General features: G+C 65.4%; 20 protein-coding genes and 2 pseudogenes. 12 read left to right on the top strand and 10 right to left on the bottom strand.

Going from position 1 to position 20,896, the window contains the following annotated elements:
- Positions 1–21 precede the first annotated feature (21 nt).
- Positions 22–663, bottom strand: a complete 642-nt coding sequence (locus HSR122_RS06035; RefSeq protein ID WP_229111892.1) for an acetate uptake transporter family protein — start codon at positions 661–663, stop codon at positions 22–24.
- Positions 664–821: 158 nt separating this feature from the next.
- Between HSR122_RS06035 and HSR122_RS06030 the strand changes: the two genes are divergently transcribed.
- Positions 822–2,030 (top strand): CBS domain-containing protein, encoded by a 1,209-nt coding sequence (locus tag HSR122_RS06030; RefSeq protein WP_229111891.1) that lies wholly within the window; start codon positions 822–824, stop codon positions 2,028–2,030.
- Positions 2,031–2,064: 34 nt separating this feature from the next.
- Here HSR122_RS06030 and HSR122_RS06025 read toward each other — a convergent pair whose 3' ends face one another.
- Positions 2,065–2,565: a 2'-5' RNA ligase family protein gene (locus tag HSR122_RS06025; protein ID WP_229111890.1), complete on the bottom strand. Its 501-nt coding sequence runs from the start codon at positions 2,563–2,565 to the stop codon at positions 2,065–2,067.
- 40 nt (positions 2,566–2,605) lie between these two features.
- Complete coding sequence (locus HSR122_RS06020; RefSeq protein ID WP_229111889.1) at positions 2,606–2,779, bottom strand: DUF7554 family protein; 174 nt, start codon at positions 2,777–2,779, stop codon at positions 2,606–2,608.
- Positions 2,780–2,918: 139 nt separating this feature from the next.
- On the opposite strand from HSR122_RS06020, the gene HSR122_RS06015 reads away from it, so the two are divergent.
- Positions 2,919–3,704 (top strand): hypothetical protein, encoded by a 786-nt coding sequence (locus tag HSR122_RS06015; protein ID WP_229111888.1) that lies wholly within the window; start codon positions 2,919–2,921, stop codon positions 3,702–3,704.
- A 66-nt stretch (positions 3,705–3,770) separates the two neighbouring features.
- Here the strand turns inward: HSR122_RS06015 and ilvD are convergent, their stop codons facing one another.
- The 3 genes from ilvD to HSR122_RS06000 all read right to left on the bottom strand — a co-directional run bounded on the left by ilvD (position 3,771) and on the right by HSR122_RS06000 (position 8,038).
- Complete coding sequence (gene ilvD / locus HSR122_RS06010) at positions 3,771–5,528, bottom strand: dihydroxy-acid dehydratase (RefSeq protein ID WP_229111887.1); 1,758 nt, start codon at positions 5,526–5,528, stop codon at positions 3,771–3,773.
- Between the two features lie 184 nt (positions 5,529–5,712).
- Entirely contained in the window at positions 5,713–7,074 is a 1,362-nt protein-coding gene (locus HSR122_RS06005; RefSeq protein ID WP_229111886.1) for a sodium-dependent transporter, read from the bottom strand.
- A gap of 298 nt (positions 7,075–7,372) precedes the next feature.
- Positions 7,373–8,038: an O-methyltransferase gene (locus tag HSR122_RS06000; RefSeq protein WP_229111884.1), complete on the bottom strand. Its 666-nt coding sequence runs from the start codon at positions 8,036–8,038 to the stop codon at positions 7,373–7,375.
- Positions 8,039–8,244: 206 nt separating this feature from the next.
- On the opposite strand from HSR122_RS06000, the gene HSR122_RS05995 reads away from it, so the two are divergent.
- The gene (locus HSR122_RS05995; RefSeq protein ID WP_229111883.1) at positions 8,245–8,853 is read left to right on the top strand and encodes a DUF420 domain-containing protein; all 609 of its coding nucleotides are present in this window, start codon (positions 8,245–8,247) and stop codon (positions 8,851–8,853) included.
- Between the two features lie 15 nt (positions 8,854–8,868).
- Here the strand turns inward: HSR122_RS05995 and HSR122_RS05990 are convergent, their stop codons facing one another.
- A complete protein-coding gene (locus tag HSR122_RS05990) occupies positions 8,869–10,143 on the bottom strand; it encodes a geranylgeranylglyceryl/heptaprenylglyceryl phosphate synthase (protein WP_229111881.1) in 1,275 nt (424 codons plus the stop codon).
- Between the two features lie 62 nt (positions 10,144–10,205).
- Positions 10,206–11,408, bottom strand: a complete 1,203-nt coding sequence (locus HSR122_RS05985; protein ID WP_229111879.1) for a hypothetical protein — start codon at positions 11,406–11,408, stop codon at positions 10,206–10,208.
- 79 nt (positions 11,409–11,487) lie between these two features.
- Here HSR122_RS05985 and HSR122_RS05980 point away from each other — a divergent pair, with 79 nt between their 5' ends.
- The 3 genes from HSR122_RS05980 to HSR122_RS05975 all read left to right on the top strand — a co-directional run bounded on the left by HSR122_RS05980 (position 11,488) and on the right by HSR122_RS05975 (position 13,374).
- The gene (locus HSR122_RS05980) at positions 11,488–12,816 is read left to right on the top strand and encodes a hypothetical protein (protein ID WP_229111877.1); all 1,329 of its coding nucleotides are present in this window, start codon (positions 11,488–11,490) and stop codon (positions 12,814–12,816) included.
- Positions 12,817–12,968: 152 nt separating this feature from the next.
- Positions 12,969–13,094: a hypothetical protein gene (locus HSR122_RS14900; RefSeq protein ID WP_267491225.1), complete on the top strand. Its 126-nt coding sequence runs from the start codon at positions 12,969–12,971 to the stop codon at positions 13,092–13,094.
- A 130-nt stretch (positions 13,095–13,224) separates the two neighbouring features.
- The gene (locus HSR122_RS05975) at positions 13,225–13,374 is read left to right on the top strand and encodes a hypothetical protein (protein WP_229111875.1); all 150 of its coding nucleotides are present in this window, start codon (positions 13,225–13,227) and stop codon (positions 13,372–13,374) included.
- A 33-nt stretch (positions 13,375–13,407) separates the two neighbouring features.
- On the opposite strand, the gene HSR122_RS05970 is transcribed toward HSR122_RS05975, so the two are convergent.
- Positions 13,408–13,992: a hypothetical protein gene (locus HSR122_RS05970; RefSeq protein ID WP_229111874.1), complete on the bottom strand. Its 585-nt coding sequence runs from the start codon at positions 13,990–13,992 to the stop codon at positions 13,408–13,410.
- Positions 13,993–14,457: 465 nt separating this feature from the next.
- Between HSR122_RS05970 and dph2 the strand changes: the two genes are divergently transcribed.
- From dph2 to HSR122_RS05950, 4 genes and pseudogenes are all read left to right on the top strand, one after another.
- Positions 14,458–15,504 (top strand): diphthamide biosynthesis enzyme Dph2, encoded by a 1,047-nt coding sequence (gene dph2, locus HSR122_RS05965; RefSeq protein WP_229111872.1) that lies wholly within the window; start codon positions 14,458–14,460, stop codon positions 15,502–15,504.
- Between the two features lie 362 nt (positions 15,505–15,866).
- Positions 15,867–16,385 carry a hypothetical protein gene (locus tag HSR122_RS05960; RefSeq protein ID WP_229111870.1) on the top strand — a complete coding sequence of 173 codons (519 nt, stop codon included), beginning with the start codon at positions 15,867–15,869 and terminating at the stop codon, positions 16,383–16,385.
- 257 nt (positions 16,386–16,642) lie between these two features.
- Positions 16,643–17,244, top strand: a pseudogene (locus HSR122_RS05955) (transposase).
- Between the two features lie 85 nt (positions 17,245–17,329).
- Positions 17,330–17,467 (top strand): annotated as a pseudogene (locus HSR122_RS05950) (type II toxin-antitoxin system VapC family toxin); the annotation flags it as partial.
- 15 nt (positions 17,468–17,482) lie between these two features.
- Here HSR122_RS05950 and HSR122_RS05945 read toward each other — a convergent pair.
- Positions 17,483–17,923 (bottom strand): arsenate-mycothiol transferase ArsC, encoded by a 441-nt coding sequence (locus HSR122_RS05945; protein ID WP_229111867.1) that lies wholly within the window; start codon positions 17,921–17,923, stop codon positions 17,483–17,485.
- A gap of 176 nt (positions 17,924–18,099) precedes the next feature.
- Between HSR122_RS05945 and gcvPA the strand changes: the two genes are divergently transcribed.
- Positions 18,100–19,431 carry an aminomethyl-transferring glycine dehydrogenase subunit GcvPA gene (gene gcvPA / locus HSR122_RS05940; RefSeq protein ID WP_229111865.1) on the top strand — a complete coding sequence of 444 codons (1,332 nt, stop codon included), beginning with the start codon at positions 18,100–18,102 and terminating at the stop codon, positions 19,429–19,431.
- Positions 19,432–20,868 carry an aminomethyl-transferring glycine dehydrogenase subunit GcvPB gene (gene gcvPB, locus HSR122_RS05935; RefSeq protein WP_229111863.1) on the top strand — a complete coding sequence of 479 codons (1,437 nt, stop codon included), beginning with the start codon at positions 19,432–19,434 and terminating at the stop codon, positions 20,866–20,868.
- The last annotated feature ends 28 nt before the right edge of the window (positions 20,869–20,896 follow it).

The following is a 20,896-nucleotide window of genomic DNA, read 5'->3' as shown; positions in this document are numbered from 1 at the left end:
CGAACGACGAACACAGTCCAGTCAATCGCTCCGTGAGGCCTGCGTCGGCGCGACGTCTTCCGAACGACCGACGAACAGTTCCATCGCCGGCCGGCCCAGCGGGATCGACAGCCCGCTCGCCGCGGCCAGCGCGTGCGCCAGCATGTACGCCCCCCAGCCCAGCAGCGCGAGGAAGCCGATGCCGGGGATCACGGCCGGGAGCAGTCCAAGGTCGTGCATCCCGGCCGACCCGAGCGCGAGAAAGCCCAGCGGCCCGATCAGGAACTCGAACCACGGCTTCTGCAACAGCGCCAGCGACCACATCCCGAGCAGCGCGCCCAGGAACAGCGACCACGTCCCGAAGAAGGGATTCAGCCCGCCCGCGAGTCCGATCTCGTTCGCGACGAGCATGAAGCCGGGACCCCACATGAACAACATCCCGAACGTTCCCATCAGCGTCCCGCCGGCGGCGTCGCCGCGCTTGAGCGACAGCACGCCGGTCAGCAACTGGAGCAGGCCGCCGACGAACCCGACGACCGCGATCAGCGGGGCCGCACCCGATCCCCACCAGCCCAGGAAGTCCCCCGCGAACGCGAGGTTGATACCCACCAGCGGAGCCAGCCCAAGCGCGCTCGGGTCGGCCCAGCGCTCGCCGTTTGGATCGATCGCGTCTGTTTCTGACATATGTTGCCTCTACCTGCTTTAGCAGCATCCGTGCCAAAATAGTTTCTATAGTGGTATTTTCATCTGTAACGATGATTCTAGTTCACGGTTTTCGATGGATATCCTGTCGGCGCGCACGGGCAACCGGGCTTAAGGTGCTCCCCCGACTACAGTCAGGTATGCCACGTTTCCGGATCGGCAGCGCGTTCGGGATCCCGATTCAGCTGGATCTGACCTTTCTGATCGTCCTGCCGCTTTTCGCCTGGATCATCGGCGTGCAGGTCGGCGAGACAGCCGCCGTGTTGAACGACGTGTGGGGTGCCGGATTGCCGATCGAACCCCTCGAAGGAGACGTGATTCGGTGGGTCCTCGGTCTGGCGGCCGCGACGGGGCTTTTCGTCGGTGTCGTCCTGCACGAACTCGGCCACTCGCTGGTCGCGATCCGGTACGGCTATCCGATCTCCTCGATCACGCTGTGGCTGTTCGGCGGCATCGCACAGCTCGACGAGATGCCCGAAGACTGGCGTCACGAACTCCTCATCGCGCTCGCCGGCCCCATTGTCAGCGTCGCGCTCGGCGTCCTCTCCTATCTGGCGTTTCTGGCGGTGCCCGCAAGCAGCAGTGTCGCGCTGGCTTCCGGGAAGTTCCTGCTGGGCTATCTCGCGCTGATGAACGTCGCGCTGGCCGTGTTCAACATGCTTCCCGGCTTTCCGATGGACGGCGGACGAGTCCTGCGCGCGCTGCTCGCGCGCACTCGCGGCTACGCCCGGGCGACGAAGATCGCCGCGGAGGTCGGCAAGGTGTTCGCGATCCTGCTGGGGCTGTTCGGGCTGTTCGGCCCGGGGAGCCTGTTCCTGGTCGCGATCGCCTTCTTCATCTATCTCGGTGCCTCGGGCGAGGCCCAGCAGACGATGATGAAAGCTGCCTTCGAAGGGTTCGAGGTCCGCGATATCATGACGACGGCCGATCGCGTCCAGACCGTCGACGCCGGGGACAGCGTCGCCGAGCTGGTCGAGCAGATGTTCCGCGAGCGACACACCGGCTATCCGGTCGAACACAACGACGAGATCGTCGGGCTGGTCACGCTCGAAGACGCCCGCGCAGTGCGGGATATCGAACGCGAAGCCTACCGCGTTGAGGAGATCATGACGACCGATCTGGAGACCATCGGGCCGACCGCCAGCGCCATGGAGGCGATGGAGCGCCTCCAGCGAAACAACATCGGGCGGTTGCTCGTCTACGACGACGGGGAGTTCGTCGGGTTGCTCACCCGTTCGGACCTGCTGACGGCCCTCAACATCATCAAGGAAGGCGGTAGCGTCGGCCGCCGGCCCGTCCCGTCCGAACCGACCGACGAGTCGTTGTCGGCCGAGCGAGACCGGCTTTGAAAATCGTACCGGTAAATCGGTACAACGGTCACTATCACAGCGGGAGCGAAAACTCCCTGACTGGCACCGACCGATGACTGTCCCAGACTGAGAGTCGATCGGCAGTCCACCGGATCGGGTCGATCTCCCGGCGTGCGAGCCGGCGTGCGCTCGTCAGTTCACCCCCGCGGGCGATCGTCACGTGTGGCGTGTACCCGTCGGCCTCGATCCCCGCGACGGGATCGAAGGCCGCACAGAGTCGTTCGTGGAGCCGCTGCAGTCCCGGGCTCTCGACGTCGAGGTAGATGACGGGGCCGGGACCGGACGACGGCGTCTCGAACAGATCGATTCCCGATACCCGGAGTTCGAACGGCGCGACACCGGAGAGCGCTTCGCGGGCACGCGCGGCCAGCCGAGCCCCGTCGCCGTCGCCGAGTCGCTTGCAGACCAGCGTGTGCTCGCCCCGCTGACGGGCACGCGCACGCGGTACGTCCCGTGCGAGGTCGCTTGCCAGTCGCGTCACTGCCGACGGCGGCGGGACGTTCAGACTGTACACGGGTTCGAGTTGGCGACCGGCGTGAATAAGCGTCGTGGTCCTACAGGCGATCGAGCAGCCACAGGACGATCAACACGACGATCACCAGGGCGAGCAGCGGCTGAAACGGCCCGAGCAACCAGGCGAGGATGTTGAGGAACTCGCCGACGATTTCCAGGAGGAGCCATACGACGACGAGCGCGAGGACGATTTTCAGGAGGTCGTCTGCGTCCATACCAGTAGATGGGTCGGAGGCGATGAAAGAAGTTGCGGCCACAGCGACGGCTGATCAGTTCGAAAACGCAGGGCGGGGAGTAAGACCGGTCGCGCGGAGGAAGTGGTTTTATCACCGCCAGACCTGTATCGGATATCGAATGCCCACGTTCGAGTTGGACGTGTCGGAAGCGACCGCTCGCGGGCTGGCCGTCGAGGCGGACTTGCTCGGGTTCGAAACGCGAGAGGCGTACCTCGAGTGGATCGTCAGCCGCCGGTTCGCGATCGACGGTGACGACGAGCGGGCCGCGTTGCTGGCCACCTACGCCGAGCGGGCCGAGGAGATGGATCTCGAGAACGTCGAAACGCCGCCGATCGACCGCGAGGTCGAGGCCGACCCGCCCGATCCCGGCGACCTCGCGACGGTCATGGGGACGAACCTCGCGCCGGACGTCGCCCGGGTCGAGGACGACACCGTGGCCGACAACGCCGATGCACTCTCGAGCGTGGAGGCGAACCGTTTCAACGAGATCGCGCGCCGGGCGGTCGCACAGACCCGCGAGCGACTCGGCGACGGCGTCGGCTCCGGCATCGACTACAGTTCACAGACGGCGATCGACGACGACCGCCGCGTCGGCGAGGACATCGCCGACCTCGACGCGATCGAGGTCCCCGGGTACGACGACGAACTGATCGAGCGGCGACGGCGAGCCGTCGGGGCCGCGCTCGCGCTGCTGCGCGACCTCGAATCGGCCAAACGAAGCGACTTCGTCGACGCGCTCTACGAAGAGTTCCCCGCCGGCTACGACTCCGAATCGGCCTGGTGGGAGTGTGTCAAGCAGGGGCTCGAACAGGTCGATCGCGTCAAGCCCGCCCGCGACGGCGGCCACATCTGGGAGTACCGCTCTGTCCCTGGGCGCGTGAAGCGGATCTCGTTCGACGATTGAGCTGACCTCCCGCTCCGGCTGCCCACGCAGGGCGGTATCGCTGCGGAACAGACGTACGATTCCGCCTCAGTCGTCGCCTGTCGCGGTGCGACTGGACGACTCCTCGAGTCGAATCTCCGGGGCGGCCAGCTCCGGCGCTTCGAGGACGCCGCCGGTCGCGGCGCTGGTCGCAAGCGCGGCGAACCGCTCGATGACGCCATTCGCGTCGATCGCCGGCGGCTCCCAGTCGGCTGCGCGAGCCCGTAGTCCGTCCGGGGAAACGTCGAGCGTCAACTCGCCCGCATCGACGTCGATCCGGATCGTGTCGCCGTCCTCGACCAGCGCGATCGGCCCGCCCGCGGCCGCCTCCGGACTGATATGCCCGATCGCCGCGCCGCGGGTGCCACCGGAGAAGCGGCCGTCAGTCAGCAGGGCAACCTCGCCCGAGAGCGCGGGCGAGCCGCTGATCTTCGAGGTCGGCTCGAGCATCTCGGGCATGCCCGGCCCGCCTTTCGGCCCCTCGTAGCGGATCACGACCACGTCGCCCTGCTCGATCTCGCCCGCGTCGTAGGCGTCGAGCATCGCGCGCTGGGACTCGTAGACCCTGGCGGAGCCCTCGAACTGGCGCATCGAGGGCTCCATCGCGCCGGCCTTGACGACCGATCCCTCCGGTGCGAGGTTCCCACGGAGGACTGCGAGTCCTCCCTCCTCGTGGACGGGATCGTCCCGGTCGCGGATGACTCGCCCGCCGGGCTGGCGATCGGCCATCCGACCGCCGATCGTCCGGCCGTCGACCGTCGGCGTGTCGAGATGGAGCAGGTCGTCGATCCGGTGGTACAGCGCGGGGAGGCCACCGTCGTCGCGCAGGTGCTCCATCCGCCAGGGACCGGCAGGACTCATATGCGCGAGATGGGGGGTCCGTTCGGCGATCTCCTCGAAGTCGGTCAGCGTCAGGTCAAGTCCGGCCTCCTGTGCGATCGCCGGCAGGTGGAGCATCGTGTTGGTCGATCCGCCGAGCGCGAGATCGACGGTGACGGCGTTCTCGAAGCTCTCGCGCGTGAGAAACGCCGAGGGGCGGACGTCTCTCTCGACGAGATCGAGGATCCGCTTGCCGCTCTCGTAGGCGATGTCGCGCTTTCGATCGTCGGTCGCCCCGTAGGTCGCGCACTCGGTCCAAGACAGCCCGAGCGTCTCCGTGACGCAGGCCATCGTGTTCGCGGTGAACATCCCCGCACAGGACCCCTCGCCGGGACAGGCCGTACACTCGAGCTGGTAGAGCTCGTCGTCGTCCATCTCCCCCTCGGCGTGCTGGCTGACGCCCTCGAAGACGTCGACCAGATCGACGGGATCGCCGTCGTGCTCGCCGGCCTCCATGTGGCCGCCGGTGACGACGATCGCCGGGATGTCCAGCCGGGCGATCGCCATCAGCATTCCGGGGACGATCTTGTCGCAGGACGCGAGCGCGACGATCCCGTCGAACTGGTGGGCGTTGGCCATCAGCTCGACGGAATCGGCGATCACCTCTCTGGAGGGCAGCGAGGACCGCATCCCCTCGTGACCCATCGCGATCCCGTCATCGACGGCGATCGTGTTGAACTCCAGTGGCGTCCCGCCGGCCTCGCGGACGCCCTCCTTGACGTACTCGGCCAACTCGTCGAGGTGGACGTGGCCGGGCACGATCTCGTTCCAGGAGTTGGCGATCCCGATGTGTGGGTTGTGGATCTCTTCGTCGCTCAGCCCCGCGGCGCGAAACAGCGACCGGTGTGGCGCACGGTCGACGCCTTCGGTCACTTCCGCGCTCCGGAGGGACGCGTCTTTCTCCGAAGTCAGGTGGTCGTCCGACATTGCTGTGTGCTGTTGGTGTCCGTTATCGATCGGGTACGGTGTAGGTTACGGTTGGCGTCTCCTTTTCAGATCGGACGGGCCGTGCGCGTTACCCACCGATCGTTTCAGACCGTTGGGACGTGAGCGCTCCACAGATCGCACTGGTGCAGACTGCTTCTGGACCGAAAAAGACGGGAAAACGACGTTACAGCGAGTTCAGGAACTCGGCGAAGTCGCCCTGTAAGAACTCAATGAAGCCGTCGATGCCCAGGTACAACGAGACGAGCAGCACGACGAGGACCGGGATCCGGACGATCCACAGCCAGACTTTGTCGAGGCCGGAGAACGATTTGACACCTTTACCGAGTTCGTCAATCGCCTTGTCAGCATAGATCCAGGCGACTGCGGTAACGAGCAGGATACCACCCAGTACCAGCAGGATCTGAGCGGCGAAGATATCGTACAGGTCGACCATGACGATATCGATCGTGACGGGCGCGCCAAGGAGGAAGATCGCGGTCCCGATGAAAACCGTCGCCCGTTCACGAGCGATCCCGAACTCGTCGATCGCGTAGGAGACGACGACCTCAATCAGGCTGATCGCCGAGGAGAGTGCAGCGATAGCAACCGTAGTGAAAAACAGGACCCCAATGAGACGGCCGAACTGGAGGTCACCGAGTGCCTCGGCGACGCTCACGAAGATCGCGCCTGGACCAGGAGCCGCCGGATCGACACCGGCCGTAAAGAGGATCGGGAAGACGATCAGTCCAGTTAGAATCGAGATCCCAGTATTGAACACGACGACTGTCCCGCCGTCGATCGCGAGGTTCTCGTCCTCGGAGAGATACGAGGCGTAGGTGATCATCACGCCCATCCCGAGCGAGAGCGTGAAGAAGCCCTGCCCGGCCGCGGCCGGGACGATACTCTGCCAGTTGTCGAGGAGGTATCCCAGGTCAGGAGAGAGATAGTAACTGTAGGCCTCGCCGGCTCCCGAAAGGGTGAACGCATAGACCGCGAGGACGGCGAAGATGGCGATGATCGCGGGGACCATGATCTTCACGGCGATTTCGATCCCACGCTTGACGCCGAGCGCGACGATGCCGATAACGAGCAGCATGAACACCGCGTGGGCCAGCAACGCGTCCATCCCGACCGAGATCTGACCGAAGTATTCGCCCGGACCCTGTGCCATGTAGCGGCCCGTCGCGCTCCCGAGGACGTACCGGAGGACCCAGCCACCGACGACGCTGTAATACGAGAGGATCACGAACCCGATGAACACGAACAGTCCACCGAGATATTTCCACCGGCCGCCAGCGAACTCCCGGATTCCACCGACGGCGTTCAGTCCCGTCTTGCGCCCGACGACGAACTCGACCATCATCGCCGGGAACCCGATGAGCACGACGAACGCGAGATACATGATGACGAACGCTGCACCGCCATTCTGACCGACCTGGAACGGAAACCGCCAGATGTTGCCGAGCCCCACGGCGCTTCCGACCGCCGCGAGGATGAATCCGATGCGTGTCGCCCACGTTTCGCGTCCTGCGCTTGAATTACTCATGTTTCAGCCGTGCTTGACCACGCCTCTCAATTAAATCATCGATATTTGCCGGAAGCTGTCTGAAACCTAAACAAACGATAAATGGGGCAGTTCGAAACGGCCGTGGCTCGCGGGTGGCTGTGGCAGTCGTCAGCATTCCACTGTGAGTTCGGAACACCCAACCGTGGGCTACACGGTCTGTGACCGTGTGAACCCCAGAGTTCACTCGTGGGTAAACTCATACTGTCGGCTGTAACAAACTGAAGGAATTCGCCACCCCGGGGTGGCGAATATCTTTACGAACTTACAGCCGGCAGTATCAGGCAGTCCGGTAGCTCACTGCGACGCCCTCACCGACGGGCAACAGCGTCGTCTGGAAGTCGGGATCTGCCCGGACGGCCGACAGGTAGTCGGCGATTCCCTCGGTCGGACCGGTCGCGTTGATGGACTCGCCCTCGAGCAGTCGTCGGACATCCTCGTGGTCGATCGTGCTCCCGGCGACGGCGTTGTCCGCCACGACGACCCCGCCGGGAGCGACCCTCTCTCGGACGGCTTCGAAGGCCTCTCTGTATCGGTGTTTCTCGTTGTCGATCAACACCACATCGAAGGGGCCGTCGTATGAGTTGATCGTTTCGATCGCATCGCCCAACTCGAAGTGCGCACTCGCCCCGAAGTCCCCGCGGTCGAGGTACTCGCGTGCCAGTTCGAGTTCGTCCTCGTCGATCTCGGTGAGGACGATCTCGCCGTCGTCGGGAAGCGCCCGACAGAACCAGTAGGCGGAGTAGCCGTACCCCGACCCGAACTCGAAGACCCGTTCGGCCCCGACCATGCGCGCGAGCAGTTCGAGCCACCCGCCGACGGCGGGGCCGACCGTCGGAAAGCCCTCGCGGTCGGCGTACGCGTCCATCTCGGCGAGTACCTCGTCGCCGTCCGGGCCGACGACGCGTGCGAACTGTTCGATGCTATCGGGGATCGGATTAGCCATACGACAACGGACGGGGGTCGGATTGAAAACGTTGCTCTCTTTGACAGAAACACTCGTGCTATCGAACGGACGAGACAGAATACGGACCCGTCGGGTGGAAGGTGGTCCCGCCGGTCAGTTCTAGGCAGGATTTCCCCCTCCGGTGACAAGGAGCGGACAACCCGCGCCGCGCAAGGCAAAAGCCACTGGGGCCCGGACACCGACCAATGGCTGTCCTGACAGCGCTCCGCCGGAGAGTCCGATCGCACACGCTCGGGGTCGCCGCGGCGATCACGGCGGTCGGCTACGCTCTCGTCATGAACGCCTTCGAGGGGTTCGTCCCGCTGTTTCCCTCGATCGGCGAACCGACTGTCCGACTGCTCAGCAACGTCATCGTGGTGATCAACGCCGCGACCCTGACCGCGCTGCTCGCGGGCGTCTACTACATCCGCCAGCGCCGGATCGAGCGCCACCGGGCCGCGATGGTGACGGCCGTCGCCCTGGAGCTGGGGTTTCTGGTGCTGTACCTCTGGAAAGTCGGCGGCGGCGGCGAGCTGTACATCCAGGCGAGCGGCCTGTTCCGGACGGCGTACCTGCTGATCCTCGCCGTCCATCTGATCTGCTCGGCGCTTTCGGTCCCGCTCGTGATATACGCCGTCCTGCTGGGACTAACCCGCACGCCGACGGAACTCGCGGACACCGCACACGCACGCGTCGGCCGCGTCGCCGTCGGGGTCTGGTCGGTCAGCCTCGCGCTCGGGATCGTCACCAGCGCCATGCTCCGGATCGCCGGCTCGGAACTGGAGACGGTGGGCGCGATCGTCGTCCCGCTGTAACTAGTCCGACCCCGGTCACGCCATCTTGAGGCTCAGGTGCTCGACCGGCGGGCCGTCGGCCTCAAGCCCGTATCGCGGGGCGGCCAGCGCGACGAGCACGTCCGTCAGGAACGACTCCTCGTCGAGCACGGCCGTCACGTCCGACCGGCCGGGCAACTCCGTCGAGCGGAACAGCTCTCGGATCTCCGGGATCGAGGCGACGCCCTTCTCGTCGAGGTCCGCGACCACGTCCTGGACCGCGAGCCAGGTCCGGACGGTCGTGACGAGGTACTCCCGGGCGCGGCCCTCGGGGTTAGGGACGTCGACGATCGTCGAGAGGTAGCTGGCCGCGCTGCTGTCGGCAATGTCGACGTCGTCTTCGAGCCACTCCAGAATCTCCTCGCGGGTCGCGTCGACGTCGAGTTCCTCGACGGCTCGCTCGCAGATGTCGGCCTCCTCGTCGGCGATCTCGTGGAAGACGTTGCCGACGACGACGGCGTCCGCACCGGCGTCGAGGACAGTCCGCGCGTTCTCGCGGCTGTCGAGGCCGCCGCCGTACCACAGCCGCGACCACCGGCGGCCATCGTCGACGGCTTCGAGGATCGCCTCGGCTTGCTCGCCGCCGAACGTTCCCGAGTACTCGAGATAGATGAGTTCGCTCCCGAGGTGGCGCTCGGCGGCCATCGCGCGCTGTTTGGCCGTCCGCGGATCAAGCAGGTCGGCCTCAGTGACGTTGCTCTCGCGGGCGGCCGCGCTGTCCGGGTTCATGATGATGTACGCCTCGAAGACCGCCTCCTTGAGCAGCCAGGACGTCGCGAACGCCGCGAGCCGATCCTCGATGGTCTCGCCGGGCGAGATGGGAAGCTTCTCGGCGATCATCTCCGGCGCGAGGTCGGACTCGATGTACTCGACGCCTGACCCCAACTGGCCGATCAGCGCCTCGACGTCGCCGTTGAGCACTTCGGGGATGGCCAGAAACTCCGCCTTCGAGTGGGTGTCGGTCGTGACCTGTTTGGGACCGCTCGGCTCCTGAAAGGCCGGCACTGGTCGGTCGGCGACGAGTTCGAGCGTCTCCTCGGTGTTCTGGCCGGTCACATCCCGCGAGCCGCCGACCTCCAGCGCGCTCGTGTGCTGGAGATACAGCGGGAACAACAGCGGTACCTTCTTCTCGTCTTCCGGATCGATCTTGGTGATGTGGGTCCACGAGTTCGGAACCGGGTTCGTGTCCACGTCCAGCAGCGATCGACCGGCGATCCGTGCGAGCGTCGAGTACCGCTCGACGCCCCGTGCGATGTTTTCGAGCCCCGTCATTACCCGTTCCGTGGGCGCGTTAGTATAAAAGCCTGGTAGAATGTCTTTCGTCCGCTCGGGGGCTAGTCCGTTCCCGGAAGAACGTATGGGTCGCCGGACAGGTAGATGTACTCGGTCGCGATGCCAGTCAGCGGCGACTCGGTCTCGGCGGCGTAGGTTCGCGCGAGGTCGAGATACCGTTCGGTCAGGCCCCGAACGCGGCGGGCCGCCTCGCGGTCGCCCTCGGCCAGCAGATACTCGGCGGTGACGGGCGTGAGCTGTCCGTCTTCCACGTCGGCCCCGTAGTCGTCGACGTCGTCGAGCCAGATCTGGGCCGCGACGATCGACAGCACGATCGAGCGTTTGAACGCCGTCTCGACCGGCAGCCCAGCGGCGCGGTACATCTCGATCATCGCGTCGTAGATCACGCCGACCCGGGCGTACTGCGTCCAGAGATACGGCAGGTCGCGTTCCTCGTCGGTGAACACGTCGGTATCGGCGTCGAACGGCGCGTCACGGTACTCCGCCTCGATGCTCGTGCGGGCGTCGCCGTCGCCCTCGCGGGCGCGCTCGTAGAGGTCACGGAAATGCGGGTCGCGGTCCTGATGTGCTTCCGAGAGGTCGACCGCCCACTCGTAGATCTCGGTGAGTTCGTCCGGGAGCGCTTCGAGACGGTGTTCCAGATCGGCCTGCAGGGTCTCCTGGGCGACCCGTGCGACCCTCGCCCGTTCCTCGCGGTCGACGTCGAACGAGACCTCGAAGTCCTCGTATTCGGCGTCGTTGACGGCGTCGCGCATGTCGCCGTCGAGCAGCGCCCCGATCACGACCTGGGTGAGATACTCCGCTCGATCGACCAGTTCCCGGGGGTCGTCGGGGTCGGTATCCCACTCGGCCGGGTCAGTCGGTGCGCGGTACGCCTCGCTCCCGACCGCGTCGTCGACGCGGCTGGCCCACGTGCTTTCGGCGACCGGGTCGACGCCGTCGGCGCGGCGCTGTGCGCGCCGGTAGAGATACCCCAGCGTCAACTCGGCCGGCAACAGCAACTTGGTGTCGTACTCGAAGCTGACCGACTCGACGCCGAACTCCCTGGCGAGCGCCGACTCGACGCTCGTGAACACGTCCTCGACCATCGCCTCGGTCCGGTCGTCGACGGTCGATTTCAGCCGTAGACTCGCAAGGTCGAACCGCCCGGTGTGGTCGTAGTAGCCGAAGACGGCTCGCACGGCCGTCGGGAGCGTCGAACGGCGGGCCAGCCAGCCGGCAGTCGCGCGAAGTGGTCCTGTCATAGGTGGGTGTTCAGTGCAGTTGCGGGTTCTCCTCCCGGCCAGATAAAGACGCTTGTCCTTTGGTCCAGTACACCTAGACATGAACCAGCTGAGCGCGTTGCTCGCGAGCCGGGAACGCGACGTGATCGTCGGCTGGGTCGCCGTCGCCGTGCTCGCGCTGACGATCGTCGAGACACTTTTCGACGGGGCGTTCAACTGGACGTTCATCGCGCTCGTCGTCGCGGTGATAGTTTTGATTCCAGCCATTGTCTTCCGCGAGCGACGGGCAATGCCGCCTTGGGAACTGATCGCGCTCGTGCTCGCGCCGATCCTCTGGCAGGCGTTGCTGGGCCACTCTTTCCGAACGGACATCCCGGCGTACCTGGCCGTGGCTGCGCTCGCGCTGCTCGTCATCACCGAACTGCACCAGTTCACGTCGGTCCGGATGAACCGCTCGTTCGCGATCGTGCTGGTCGTGTTGACGACGCTCGCGGTCGCCGGCGTCTGGAACGTCCTCCAGTGGACCTCGGACGTGCTCTTCGAGACGGCGTTCGTACTCGACGGGCGCAGCCAGGACGCGATCAACGCCGACATAATGGTGGAGTTCGTCGCCGCCGGCTGTGCCGGGATCGGCGCTGGCGTACTCTTCGACCTGTTCGTTCGCTCGCGGGACGACGACCAGTCCGACCGAACGTACGTCCCGCCGGAACCGGAAGGTGATCCGAGGGCTGGAGACGATCTCACGTCCGGCACACGTAACGCGTCTGAGTCGCGGCGGTTGCGCGATCGGCTCTCGATCAGCCCGCGTCGACAGCGCCAGGCCAGCCGCGCGATGCAGGTGCTGCTCGTCGTGATCCTGCTTGGAGGGCTGTACGCGCGCGATTTGGCAGTGATCGTCAACGCGGCAGTCATGCTCGCGATCACGTTTGTCCCGGCAATTTTGCGCCGCGAATACGACCTCGCGATGGACGTCGGACTGGTCCTCTGGATCACCGCCGCGGTGTCCCTGCACGCGCTGGGCTCGACCGGACTCTACTCTCAGATCCCGCTGTTCGACCGTTTCACACACGCGCTGTCGGCGACGGTCGTCGCCGCCGGCGGCTACGCCGTCTTCCGGGCGATCCACGTCCACGTCGAGCGCGTCTATGTCCCCCCGAAGCTGATGGGCGCGTTCATCCTGTTGTTCGTGTTCGCCGCCGGCGTCGTCTGGGAGATTCTCGAGTTCGCACTCGATCAGAGCGCCGCCGCGCTGGGGGTTCAGGCCGTGCTCATCCAGTACGGGATCGACGACACGATGGGCGATCTGCTGTTCAACGCACTCGGCGCGCTCGTCGTCACGGTCTGGGGGACGGTCTATCTGACCGACCTTTCGGAGTCGATCGCGGACCAGGTCGTGGCGTGGTTCGAAACGGACGGTCAGCCGGAGTGATATTGTTCCGTGGCATCACTGGTATCCCCTTTCGGGATGAAACTGACCGACCGCTCGGAGTGTGGCGGGCCATAGTGGTTGCTATACCGATTTACCGATGTGACCGCACGGAACAGACGTCCAGCAACCACTATCAGGGGCGTCCCGTACGCGTGCGTCAGGTGGGGCGAGCGGCTCCTGACGACTTCGATCCCGACTTCGAGGTCGGCCCCGACGACAGACTGCTGGTCGCCGGCAGTGACGACGCGCTCGACGCGTTCGAGACGGCGATGCCGTGATGATGCCGGCTAGCTCGAGACGACAGGACGTGATGTCATCGACTGAATCGAGACGGCAACCGGCCGAATCCGGTCTGCGAATGGTGTTAATCCGGAATTGACTTACAGCGACCGGACCGAACAGCCGCGTATGACCGACACAGACACCTCTGTCGAGGAGTTTCTGGACGCCATCGACGCCGCGTTCGAGGAGTACGACCAGGGATACGCCGACGCCGACGCGACACTGAGAGTCGTCCGCACGCACGTCGAGGACCTTCGGGACGACGTCGAGTCCTGATCGCCGTGTGGGTTTGGGCTGGCTGCGACGCCGTCACGGATCCAGCCAGGCGAGCCAGGGTGTCTCCTCCTGATGAGTTCCGGTGCTGCCGTACAGCGAGCGTCGCTCTGCACTCGCCTCGATTCCGAGTGATCTGACAGTCCGAGACTCCCGGGAACCGGGGTAATAGCCGGCCCACCGCATCGTTCCGTCCGGCTCGGTCGCGGCCAGCCAGACCCGATCACTGGTGGTGCCGACGAGGACCGGTCCGCCGGCGTCGACGATCCCATGACCGTACAGCTCCATCGGCCCCTCGGTGTACTCCTCGTAGTTCGGATCGAAGACGCGCGCCCATTCGACGGATCCCTCTCCACCGAGCGAGAGTAACAGCAGGTGGTTGTTTCCCGTCGCGAACTGGTTCGTCTGGGCTACTGCGTACGTTCCCGTCTGCCCGGCAGCGAGGTGTTCGACGATGTAGGCCTCCTCGCCGTGGGTGATCGTTCGTCGCCAGGATTCCTCGCCGTTGGCGTAGGAGACGAGCCACACGTCTCCGGCGTTCAATCCGCCTGCCAGCACGCCTTCGTGGGTGGTCGTGACCGACCAGAATTGCGTGTCGGGCCCCGTATCCTCGACGGTCACACCGGCGTAGATGGTCCGCCAGTCGGCATCGAACGCGAACTCGGAGTCGACACCACGGAACCACGACGCTTCCCCGGTCGTCCTGCTCTCGTTGTCCGCCCACGACGAGTCGCTCTCCGGGCTGTTCCAGATGCCAGACCCTGTTCGACGGGACCGCGTCCAGCGTCCGGGAACTGACCATCTCTCCGTCCGGCGAGAGCTCCCTCAGTTCGGTGACTCGAAGCCGTCCTGCGAACGGCCGTACACGAGCGTCGTCCACCCGCTCGGCCAGTCGAGGACGTCGATAATCCCCCGGGCGACGTCCGATTCGTAGACCTGCTCTCCATCGAACGAGGGCGGGTCGGCCGCGCCGTCGGGGACGGCCTCGAACCCCAGCGGATCGGGACCCGCGAAAGGATACTCCGTCTCTCGACTGGCCTTCCGGAAACACGCCTCTTAAACAGTCTCGACGGTTAAGACGGTTCAATGAGTCAAGAACGGACCGAGGGCGATCTCCGCAATACCGGCCTCTCTCTCAAGCACGACCGCGAGTGGGACTACGAACTCGATCGGATTATCTCCGAAGTCGACGAGCGCGACGCGACCTCAGTCGGGTTGCAGTTCCCCGAGGGGCTCAAACGGCGCGGTCCCGCCGTCGTCAACGACCTCCGGTCGGAACTGCCCGACGACGTGAACGTGCTGCTGTCGGGCGAACACTGCTACGGTGCCTGTGATCTGGACACCGACCTCATGCGTCGGACGGACGTGTTCGTCCACTTCGGTCACTCCCCGATGAAACAGTCCGAGAAGATCATCTACGTCCCGCTGTTCTCGAACGTGGACGTCTTCCCCATCATGAAACGGGCCTTCGAGGAGAAGCTCGATCCGCCCGAGGAAGACGAGAACGTCGGTCTCGTGACGACCGCCCAGCACATGAACAAGTTCGACGAGATGCGCGAGTGGCTCGAGGGCCGCGGGTACACGGTCCACACGCGCCGGGGCGACGAGCGGCTGACCCACGAGGGGCAGGTCCTGGGCTGTAACTACGCTAGCGCGGACGTCGACGCCGACCAGATCCTCTATGTCGGCGGCGGGAAGTTCCACCCGCTGGGACTGGCGATGGAACACCCCGAGAAGACGGTCGTCATCGCCGACCCGGTGAACAACGTCCTCGATCTGGCCGACTCCGAGAAGTTCATGAAACAGCGTTACGCCGCCGTCCACAAGGCGATGGACGCCGAGACGTGGGGCGTCATCTTCTCGACGAAGATCGGGCAGGGCCGCTGGGAGACGGCACAGGAGATCGTCGAGAACAACGACGACGCCTACATGATCACGATGGACGAGGTCACGCCCGACCGGCTGACGAACTTCGGGCTCGACGCCTACGTTAACACGGCCTGTCCGCGGATCACGACCGACGACGGCCCGCAGTTCAAACAGCCGATCCTCACCCCCCAGGAGTACCGGATCGCAGTCGGCGAGGAATCCCTCGAAGACCTGGAGTTCGACACGTTCCACGGCACCTGGTAACACCGCCGGCGATACACCCGGAACGATATCGTTCGTCCCCGAGCGCGACGAGGTGACGATCCGGGCCCGTCCGTCCGGTTTCGAGTCGTCGATATGCCCGGCGGATTCGATCAGGTGCCTCAACGTCATGGTCGAGTCGGACGACCGGGAAGTGATCGTCATCGTCACTGTCGACGACTTGTCGGGGGTCGTCGCGCGGACGACGCTCGACGAGCAGTGACACGGGCGATAGCACGGCGGTCACGGAACGGTCGCTGTCCGGTGGTGTAGCCCCGGGTACGGAGCGCTCGCGAGCCAGCGGTACGTTTCCGGGTGCGAAACGCTCGATCCGGTTTCATATCTCGGGGCTGCATGGGTCCGATATGGACCGATGGACTGCCGTTGAGGGTATTGATGGCAGAGCGCTTGACCGCCGGCGCGTGCTGGCGGCCGGTGCGAGCGTGACGACGGCCGTGCTGGCCGGCTGTTCGGAGATGCTCGATTTCTTCGGTGGACTCGTCCTCGAGGACGTGAACGTGTTCAACACGACAGAACACCGGATCACGGGGTCGGTCGTCGTCACGGATCCGGACGAGACGACCGCGCTTGATGCGACGTTCGATATTCCACCGGAGGGAGAAACCGAGGACGAGGGCACGGCGACGACCTACGGTGGCGTTCTTGAGGATGCCGGACAGTACACCGTGTCCACGACGATTGACGGCGGCCCCGGCGTCGACGCTCCGGTCACTGTCGAACGAAGCGTCGACGTGACCGAACCCGGAGACCAGCACGTCATCGTCGGACTCGGTACCGAAAGCGGAAGCGTCGGTGTCTTCGTCGAGGTCATCGACGAGTTCTCCGATCTCGAAGAGACGACGATCACGCCGGAAGACGGGTGACGGTGCCGGCGCTCGGGCCATGTCGCTCCAGTTCTTCGTACGGCTGGCCGACGATGCATTCGTTCTAGTTTAATACTATCAGTAATATACAGTGGTAAACCGCTGCACGGAGAGGGCATTGTGGACTCCTGTTCAACTACGTCTGGCTCAGAAGCACTGCGGTAGCCGGCGTTCTGAGTGAGCGTACGTCAAGATTCACGCTAACGGGGGGCGCTGGTGCAGAAGTCTTCACAAGGGAGTGGTAGGACGAAATTGATGTGTCCAGCAGCAAGTCCGTCCTACCGAGTAACGATACGGTCGAACAGGTTTTCAAAGCATTGGAGACAGAGACGATGGCACTGTTCGAACACCTCGATTTGTCGTTCCTCACTGATTATTCCGTGTTCGCCCCCGATCCAAGGGGGCGAACACGGGTTCACCAACCTCCAGAACTCCTGAAAGGTGTCCTTCACTGCTTCTACCGCGACATCTATGGCCCCCGTCCGATGGCGCTGGAACTCCACAACGAGAATGTCTGGCGACAGTGTAGCTTCGAGCGTCAGTCGTGCCGATATCGCCGTACAACCCACGGAATACGGACGATCCTCCAGACATAGAATACCGTGTCGAAGAGCGAATCAAAGAGCACAGCGACACCGTTCGTCTCTGGCAACGCCAGCTTGAGGAAACGTATGCAGAACGTTCACGGGTTGAAACAGCGATTGGCGTCTGCAAGGATCTCGGCCTCGGGACCCCGCGGGTCCGAGGCCGAGCACGCGTCAAGTCACACGTCTTCATCGCCCTTTGCCCGCAATTGGTCGTTGCACTTGCCAATCACCAGAGAGGAAACGATGTTGCCAGCCCAACCATCACGCTATGAGAACAGTTCCGCACCACTGCCTTCAGCAGTGTGTGGTGTGGATTTCCCGGGTTTCAGACGGACCCTCGTAGTGTTGAAGCCTGCTGGAATGCATCTCTCGACGACGGACATGCTCATCGCCGCGACCGCCCGCTCGACCGGCGACGAACTCGTCGTCGCGGACTCCGATTTCCGGACTGCCCCGCTCGAGGACGTCATGGCCGTCACGAACCTGCGAGAGTGACGACCCCGAGGCGGTTCACTGCTGCTCGCCCGATTCGAACACGTCGTCAAAGAGCGACTCGACCCGTCGCTGGACCTCGTCACGGATCTCGCGGACGCGTTGTGGGTCCTTGCCGTCCGGGTCCTCGAGGTCCCAGTCGCGGCTCTCTCCGTGCCAGACTGCCGGGCAGACGTTCTCGGCCGAACAGCCCATCGTGAGGACGTAATCACACGACCCCGTCTCCTCGTGTGTGATCTCGCGCGGCGTCCGATCCGAGATGTCGATGTCCAGCTCGCGCATGGTCTCGACGACTTCCTCGTGGACGTGGTCCGCGGGCCGGGTGCCCCCAGTGAGGATCTCGACCTCGTCCTCGAGCCCGCGCCGGTCGCGCTCGCGCTCGGCGAACGCCGTCGCCATCTGACTCCGGCCGGCATTCTGGACACAGACGAATCCGAATCGAACGGGATCTGCTGTCATCGTCCCCCCTTTATTCTCGGCATATACGAGGATTTCTATGATCGCTACGTATTGCTATATATCTCGCTGTGGGCCGCGAACAGCGAGCCCGTTCACAGAGCCGACCCGTCGACGACAGAGCGCGTGGGCCTGACGGCAATCGATATATGCGCCCGGCCGGTAGGCTCGGTCGTTACATGACCGGGACGCGCGAGGGGAGTCCGTACGCTCCTCACACGGACGCGGAGACGCGGGCGATGCTCGAGACGGTCGGAGCCGACGACGTGGACGAACTGTTCGACATCCCCGAGGCGGTGCAGTTCGATCGGGCCTTCGGGATCGAAGCGCGAGACGACGCGGGGACGGCCCGGGAGATTGCGGGGACGCTCGCGGAAAACGACGACATGACCTCGTTTCTGGGCCGGGGCCATTACGTCCATCACGTCCCGGCGGTGGTCGATCGGCTGTCCTCGCGCTCCGAGTTTCTGACCTCCTACACGCAGTATCAGCCCGAGATCGCCCAGGGGTTCCTGCAGGCGCTGTTCGAGTACCAGTCGATGCTCGTCGACCTGACCGGCCTGCCGGTCGCGAACGCCTCGATGTACGACCACGCGACCGCCCTCGGCGAGGCCGCGACGCTCGCCGCCCGGGTGCGATCGACCAGCGGCTCGCGCGTGCTCGTTCCCGAACTGCTCCCGCTCCGGCGACGGTCGGTGCTCGAAAACTACGCGGAGGGGGCCGATCTCACCGTCGAGTCCTACCCGACCGACGACGGCAACGCCGATCTTGACGCGCTGACGTCGATGGTCGATTCGGACACGCTCATGGTCTACGCGGAGAACCCGACCGTCCGCGGGACGATCGAGGAGCGACTGTCGGCCGTCGGCGACCTCGCCGCGGACAGCGAGGCGCTGTTCTGTCTCGGGACCGACCCGGTCGCGCTGTCGCTGCTGGAGACGCCGGCGAGCGTCGGCGCGGACGTCGTCGTCGGCGATGCCGGGACGCTCGGACTCGGCCACGCCCACGGGATGGGACACGGCCTGTTCGTCACGCGCGAGCAGTTCCTCCGGCAGGTCCCCGGACGGCTGGTCGGGGCTGGAACAGACGAGCGCGGGCGGCGGGCCTACACGCTGACGCTGCAGACCCGGGAACAGCACATCCGCCGCGAGCGGGCGACCTCGAACATCTGCACCAATCAGGCGTGGGTCGCGCTGCGGACGGCGATCCACCTCGCCTGGCTCGGCCCGGACGGCCTGCTCGAACTGGCCGAGCGGGCCGTCCGGGACGCGCGGACGCTCGCGTCTCGAGTCGACGATATCGACGGCGTCCGCGCGCCGGTTCACGACCGCCACCACTTCCGGGAGTTTCTCGCCGCCACGGATCGGCCCGCCCCGGAGATACGCGACGCGTTGCTGGATCGGGGCTACGCCGTTCACGCGGTCGACGACCACCGCCTCCAGCTGTGCGTGACCGACGCGAACGAACACGCGACGGACGGCCTCGTCGCCGCGCTCTCGGAGGTGGCCTGAATGCGCTACGATCAGGCGCGGTGGGCCGACGAGGACCGCTACGAGCCGCTGTTGATCGAGAAGCGCTCCGAAACGGTCGAGATCGACGACGCGCCGTTGCCCGAGGAGCTGACCCGTGACGAACTCACGATGGCAGCCCCTGCCGAGCCGGAGCTGGCGCGCCACTACACGCGCCTCTCACAGGAGACCTACGGGGTCGACAGCGGTCCGTTTCCGCTGGGCAGTTGCACGATGAAGTACAACCCGGCGCTGCTCGAACGCGTCGCGAGCGACGAGAACGCGGCCGTCCACCCGGACCGGCCCGACGAGAGCGTCCAGGGGACACTCGAAGTCATGGCGACACTACAGGAGTGGCTCGGCCGGATCGGCGGGATGGACGCCGTGACGCTGCAGCCGCCGGCCGGCGCGGCTGGCGAGTACACGGGGTTGCTGATCACCAGGGCATACCACGAACAGCGGGGCGAGGACCGGACGGAGGTCGTGGTTCCGGACAGCGCACACGGGACGAACTTCGCCAGTGCGGCGATGGCGGGGTTCGACGTCGTCGAGTTGCCCAGCGGCGACGACGGCCGGGTGAACCTCGAGGCGCTCGAGGCCGCGGTCGGCGAGGAAACCGCGGCGCTCATGCTGACGAACCCGAACACGCTGGGGCTGTTCGAGCGCGACATCGAGACCGTCACCGAGGTCGTCCACGACGCGGGGGGGCTGGTCTACTACGACGGGGCGAACCTCAACGCCCTGCTCGGACAGGCCCGGCCGGGCGACATGGGCTTTGACGTGATGCACTACAACGTCCACAAGACCTTCGCGACGCCTCACGGCGGCGGCGGGCCGGGTGCCGGGCCGGTCGGCGTACGCGAGGACCTCGCGCCGTACCTGCCCGCGCCCCACGTCCGCGAGACTGACGGAGGCACCTACGAGCGCTACGAGCCCGCCCACTCGATCGGGAAGGTCCACGGGTTCGAGGGCAACTGGCTCGTCCTGCTGAAGGCCTACGCGTATATCCGGCGACTCGGCGACGAGGGGCTGGCCGACGCGAGCGCGAAGGCCGTCCTCAACGCCAACTACCTGGCCGAGCGGATCGACTTCGAGGTGCCGTACGGCCCGTTTCACCACGAGTTCGTCGCCAGCGCCGGCGATCGGGACGCAGCCGACGTGGCCAAGCACATGCTCGATCACGGCGTGCACCCGCCGACGACGAAGTGGCCCGAACTCGTCGAGGAGGCACTGATGGTCGAACCGACCGAGGCCGAGTCCAGGGAGACGCTCGATCTGCTGGTGGCCGCGTTCGATGCCGCCGGCGACGCCGACGCGGACGCGCTTGAGTCGGCACCGCACCGGACGACCGCCAGCCGGATCGATCAGGTCGCGGCCGCGCGGTCGCCGCGCCTCTCTTGGCGGGCGCTCGACGACGGCGGCTCTCGGACCGATCCGTAGCGCGATCGCCGCCGTCGACTCCCGTCTT

The organism is Halapricum desulfuricans (assembly GCF_017094525.1).
GTDB lineage: Archaea > Halobacteriota > Halobacteria > Halobacteriales > Haloarculaceae > Halapricum > Halapricum desulfuricans.
This window is presented reverse-complemented; position numbering and strand designations above follow the sequence as displayed.

Bases quoted from the DNA above. Each gene is read 5' to 3' on its own strand.
- HSR122_RS05990 (WP_229111881.1), bottom strand. From the start codon at position 10,143: ATGACGGGGCTCGAAAACATCGCACGGGGCGTCGAGCGGTACTCGACG.
- HSR122_RS06030 (WP_229111891.1), top strand. From the start codon at position 822: ATGCCACGTTTCCGGATCGGCAGCGCGTTCGGGATCCCGATTCAGCTG.
- HSR122_RS06015 (WP_229111888.1), top strand. From the start codon at position 2,919: ATGCCCACGTTCGAGTTGGACGTGTCGGAAGCGACCGCTCGCGGGCTG.
- gcvPA (WP_229111865.1), top strand. From the start codon at position 18,100: ATGACCGGGACGCGCGAGGGGAGTCCGTACGCTCCTCACACGGACGCG.
- HSR122_RS05995 (WP_229111883.1), top strand. From the start codon at position 8,245: ATGGCTGTCCTGACAGCGCTCCGCCGGAGAGTCCGATCGCACACGCTC.
- HSR122_RS06035 (WP_229111892.1), bottom strand. From the start codon at position 663: ATGTCAGAAACAGACGCGATCGATCCAAACGGCGAGCGCTGGGCCGAC.
- HSR122_RS05975 (WP_229111875.1), top strand. From the start codon at position 13,225: ATGACCGACACAGACACCTCTGTCGAGGAGTTTCTGGACGCCATCGAC.
- HSR122_RS05945 (WP_229111867.1), bottom strand. From the start codon at position 17,923: ATGACAGCAGATCCCGTTCGATTCGGATTCGTCTGTGTCCAGAATGCC.
- HSR122_RS06005 (WP_229111886.1), bottom strand. From the start codon at position 7,074: ATGAGTAATTCAAGCGCAGGACGCGAAACGTGGGCGACACGCATCGGA.
- HSR122_RS05960 (WP_229111870.1), top strand. From the start codon at position 15,867: ATGGACCGATGGACTGCCGTTGAGGGTATTGATGGCAGAGCGCTTGAC.
- dph2 (WP_229111872.1), top strand. From the start codon at position 14,458: ATGAGTCAAGAACGGACCGAGGGCGATCTCCGCAATACCGGCCTCTCT.
- ilvD (WP_229111887.1), bottom strand. From the start codon at position 5,528: ATGTCGGACGACCACCTGACTTCGGAGAAAGACGCGTCCCTCCGGAGC.
- HSR122_RS06000 (WP_229111884.1), bottom strand. From the start codon at position 8,038: ATGGCTAATCCGATCCCCGATAGCATCGAACAGTTCGCACGCGTCGTC.
- HSR122_RS06020 (WP_229111889.1), bottom strand. From the start codon at position 2,779: ATGGACGCAGACGACCTCCTGAAAATCGTCCTCGCGCTCGTCGTCGTA.
- HSR122_RS05985 (WP_229111879.1), bottom strand. From the start codon at position 11,408: ATGACAGGACCACTTCGCGCGACTGCCGGCTGGCTGGCCCGCCGTTCG.
- HSR122_RS05980 (WP_229111877.1), top strand. From the start codon at position 11,488: ATGAACCAGCTGAGCGCGTTGCTCGCGAGCCGGGAACGCGACGTGATC.
- gcvPB (WP_229111863.1), top strand. From the start codon at position 19,432: ATGCGCTACGATCAGGCGCGGTGGGCCGACGAGGACCGCTACGAGCCG.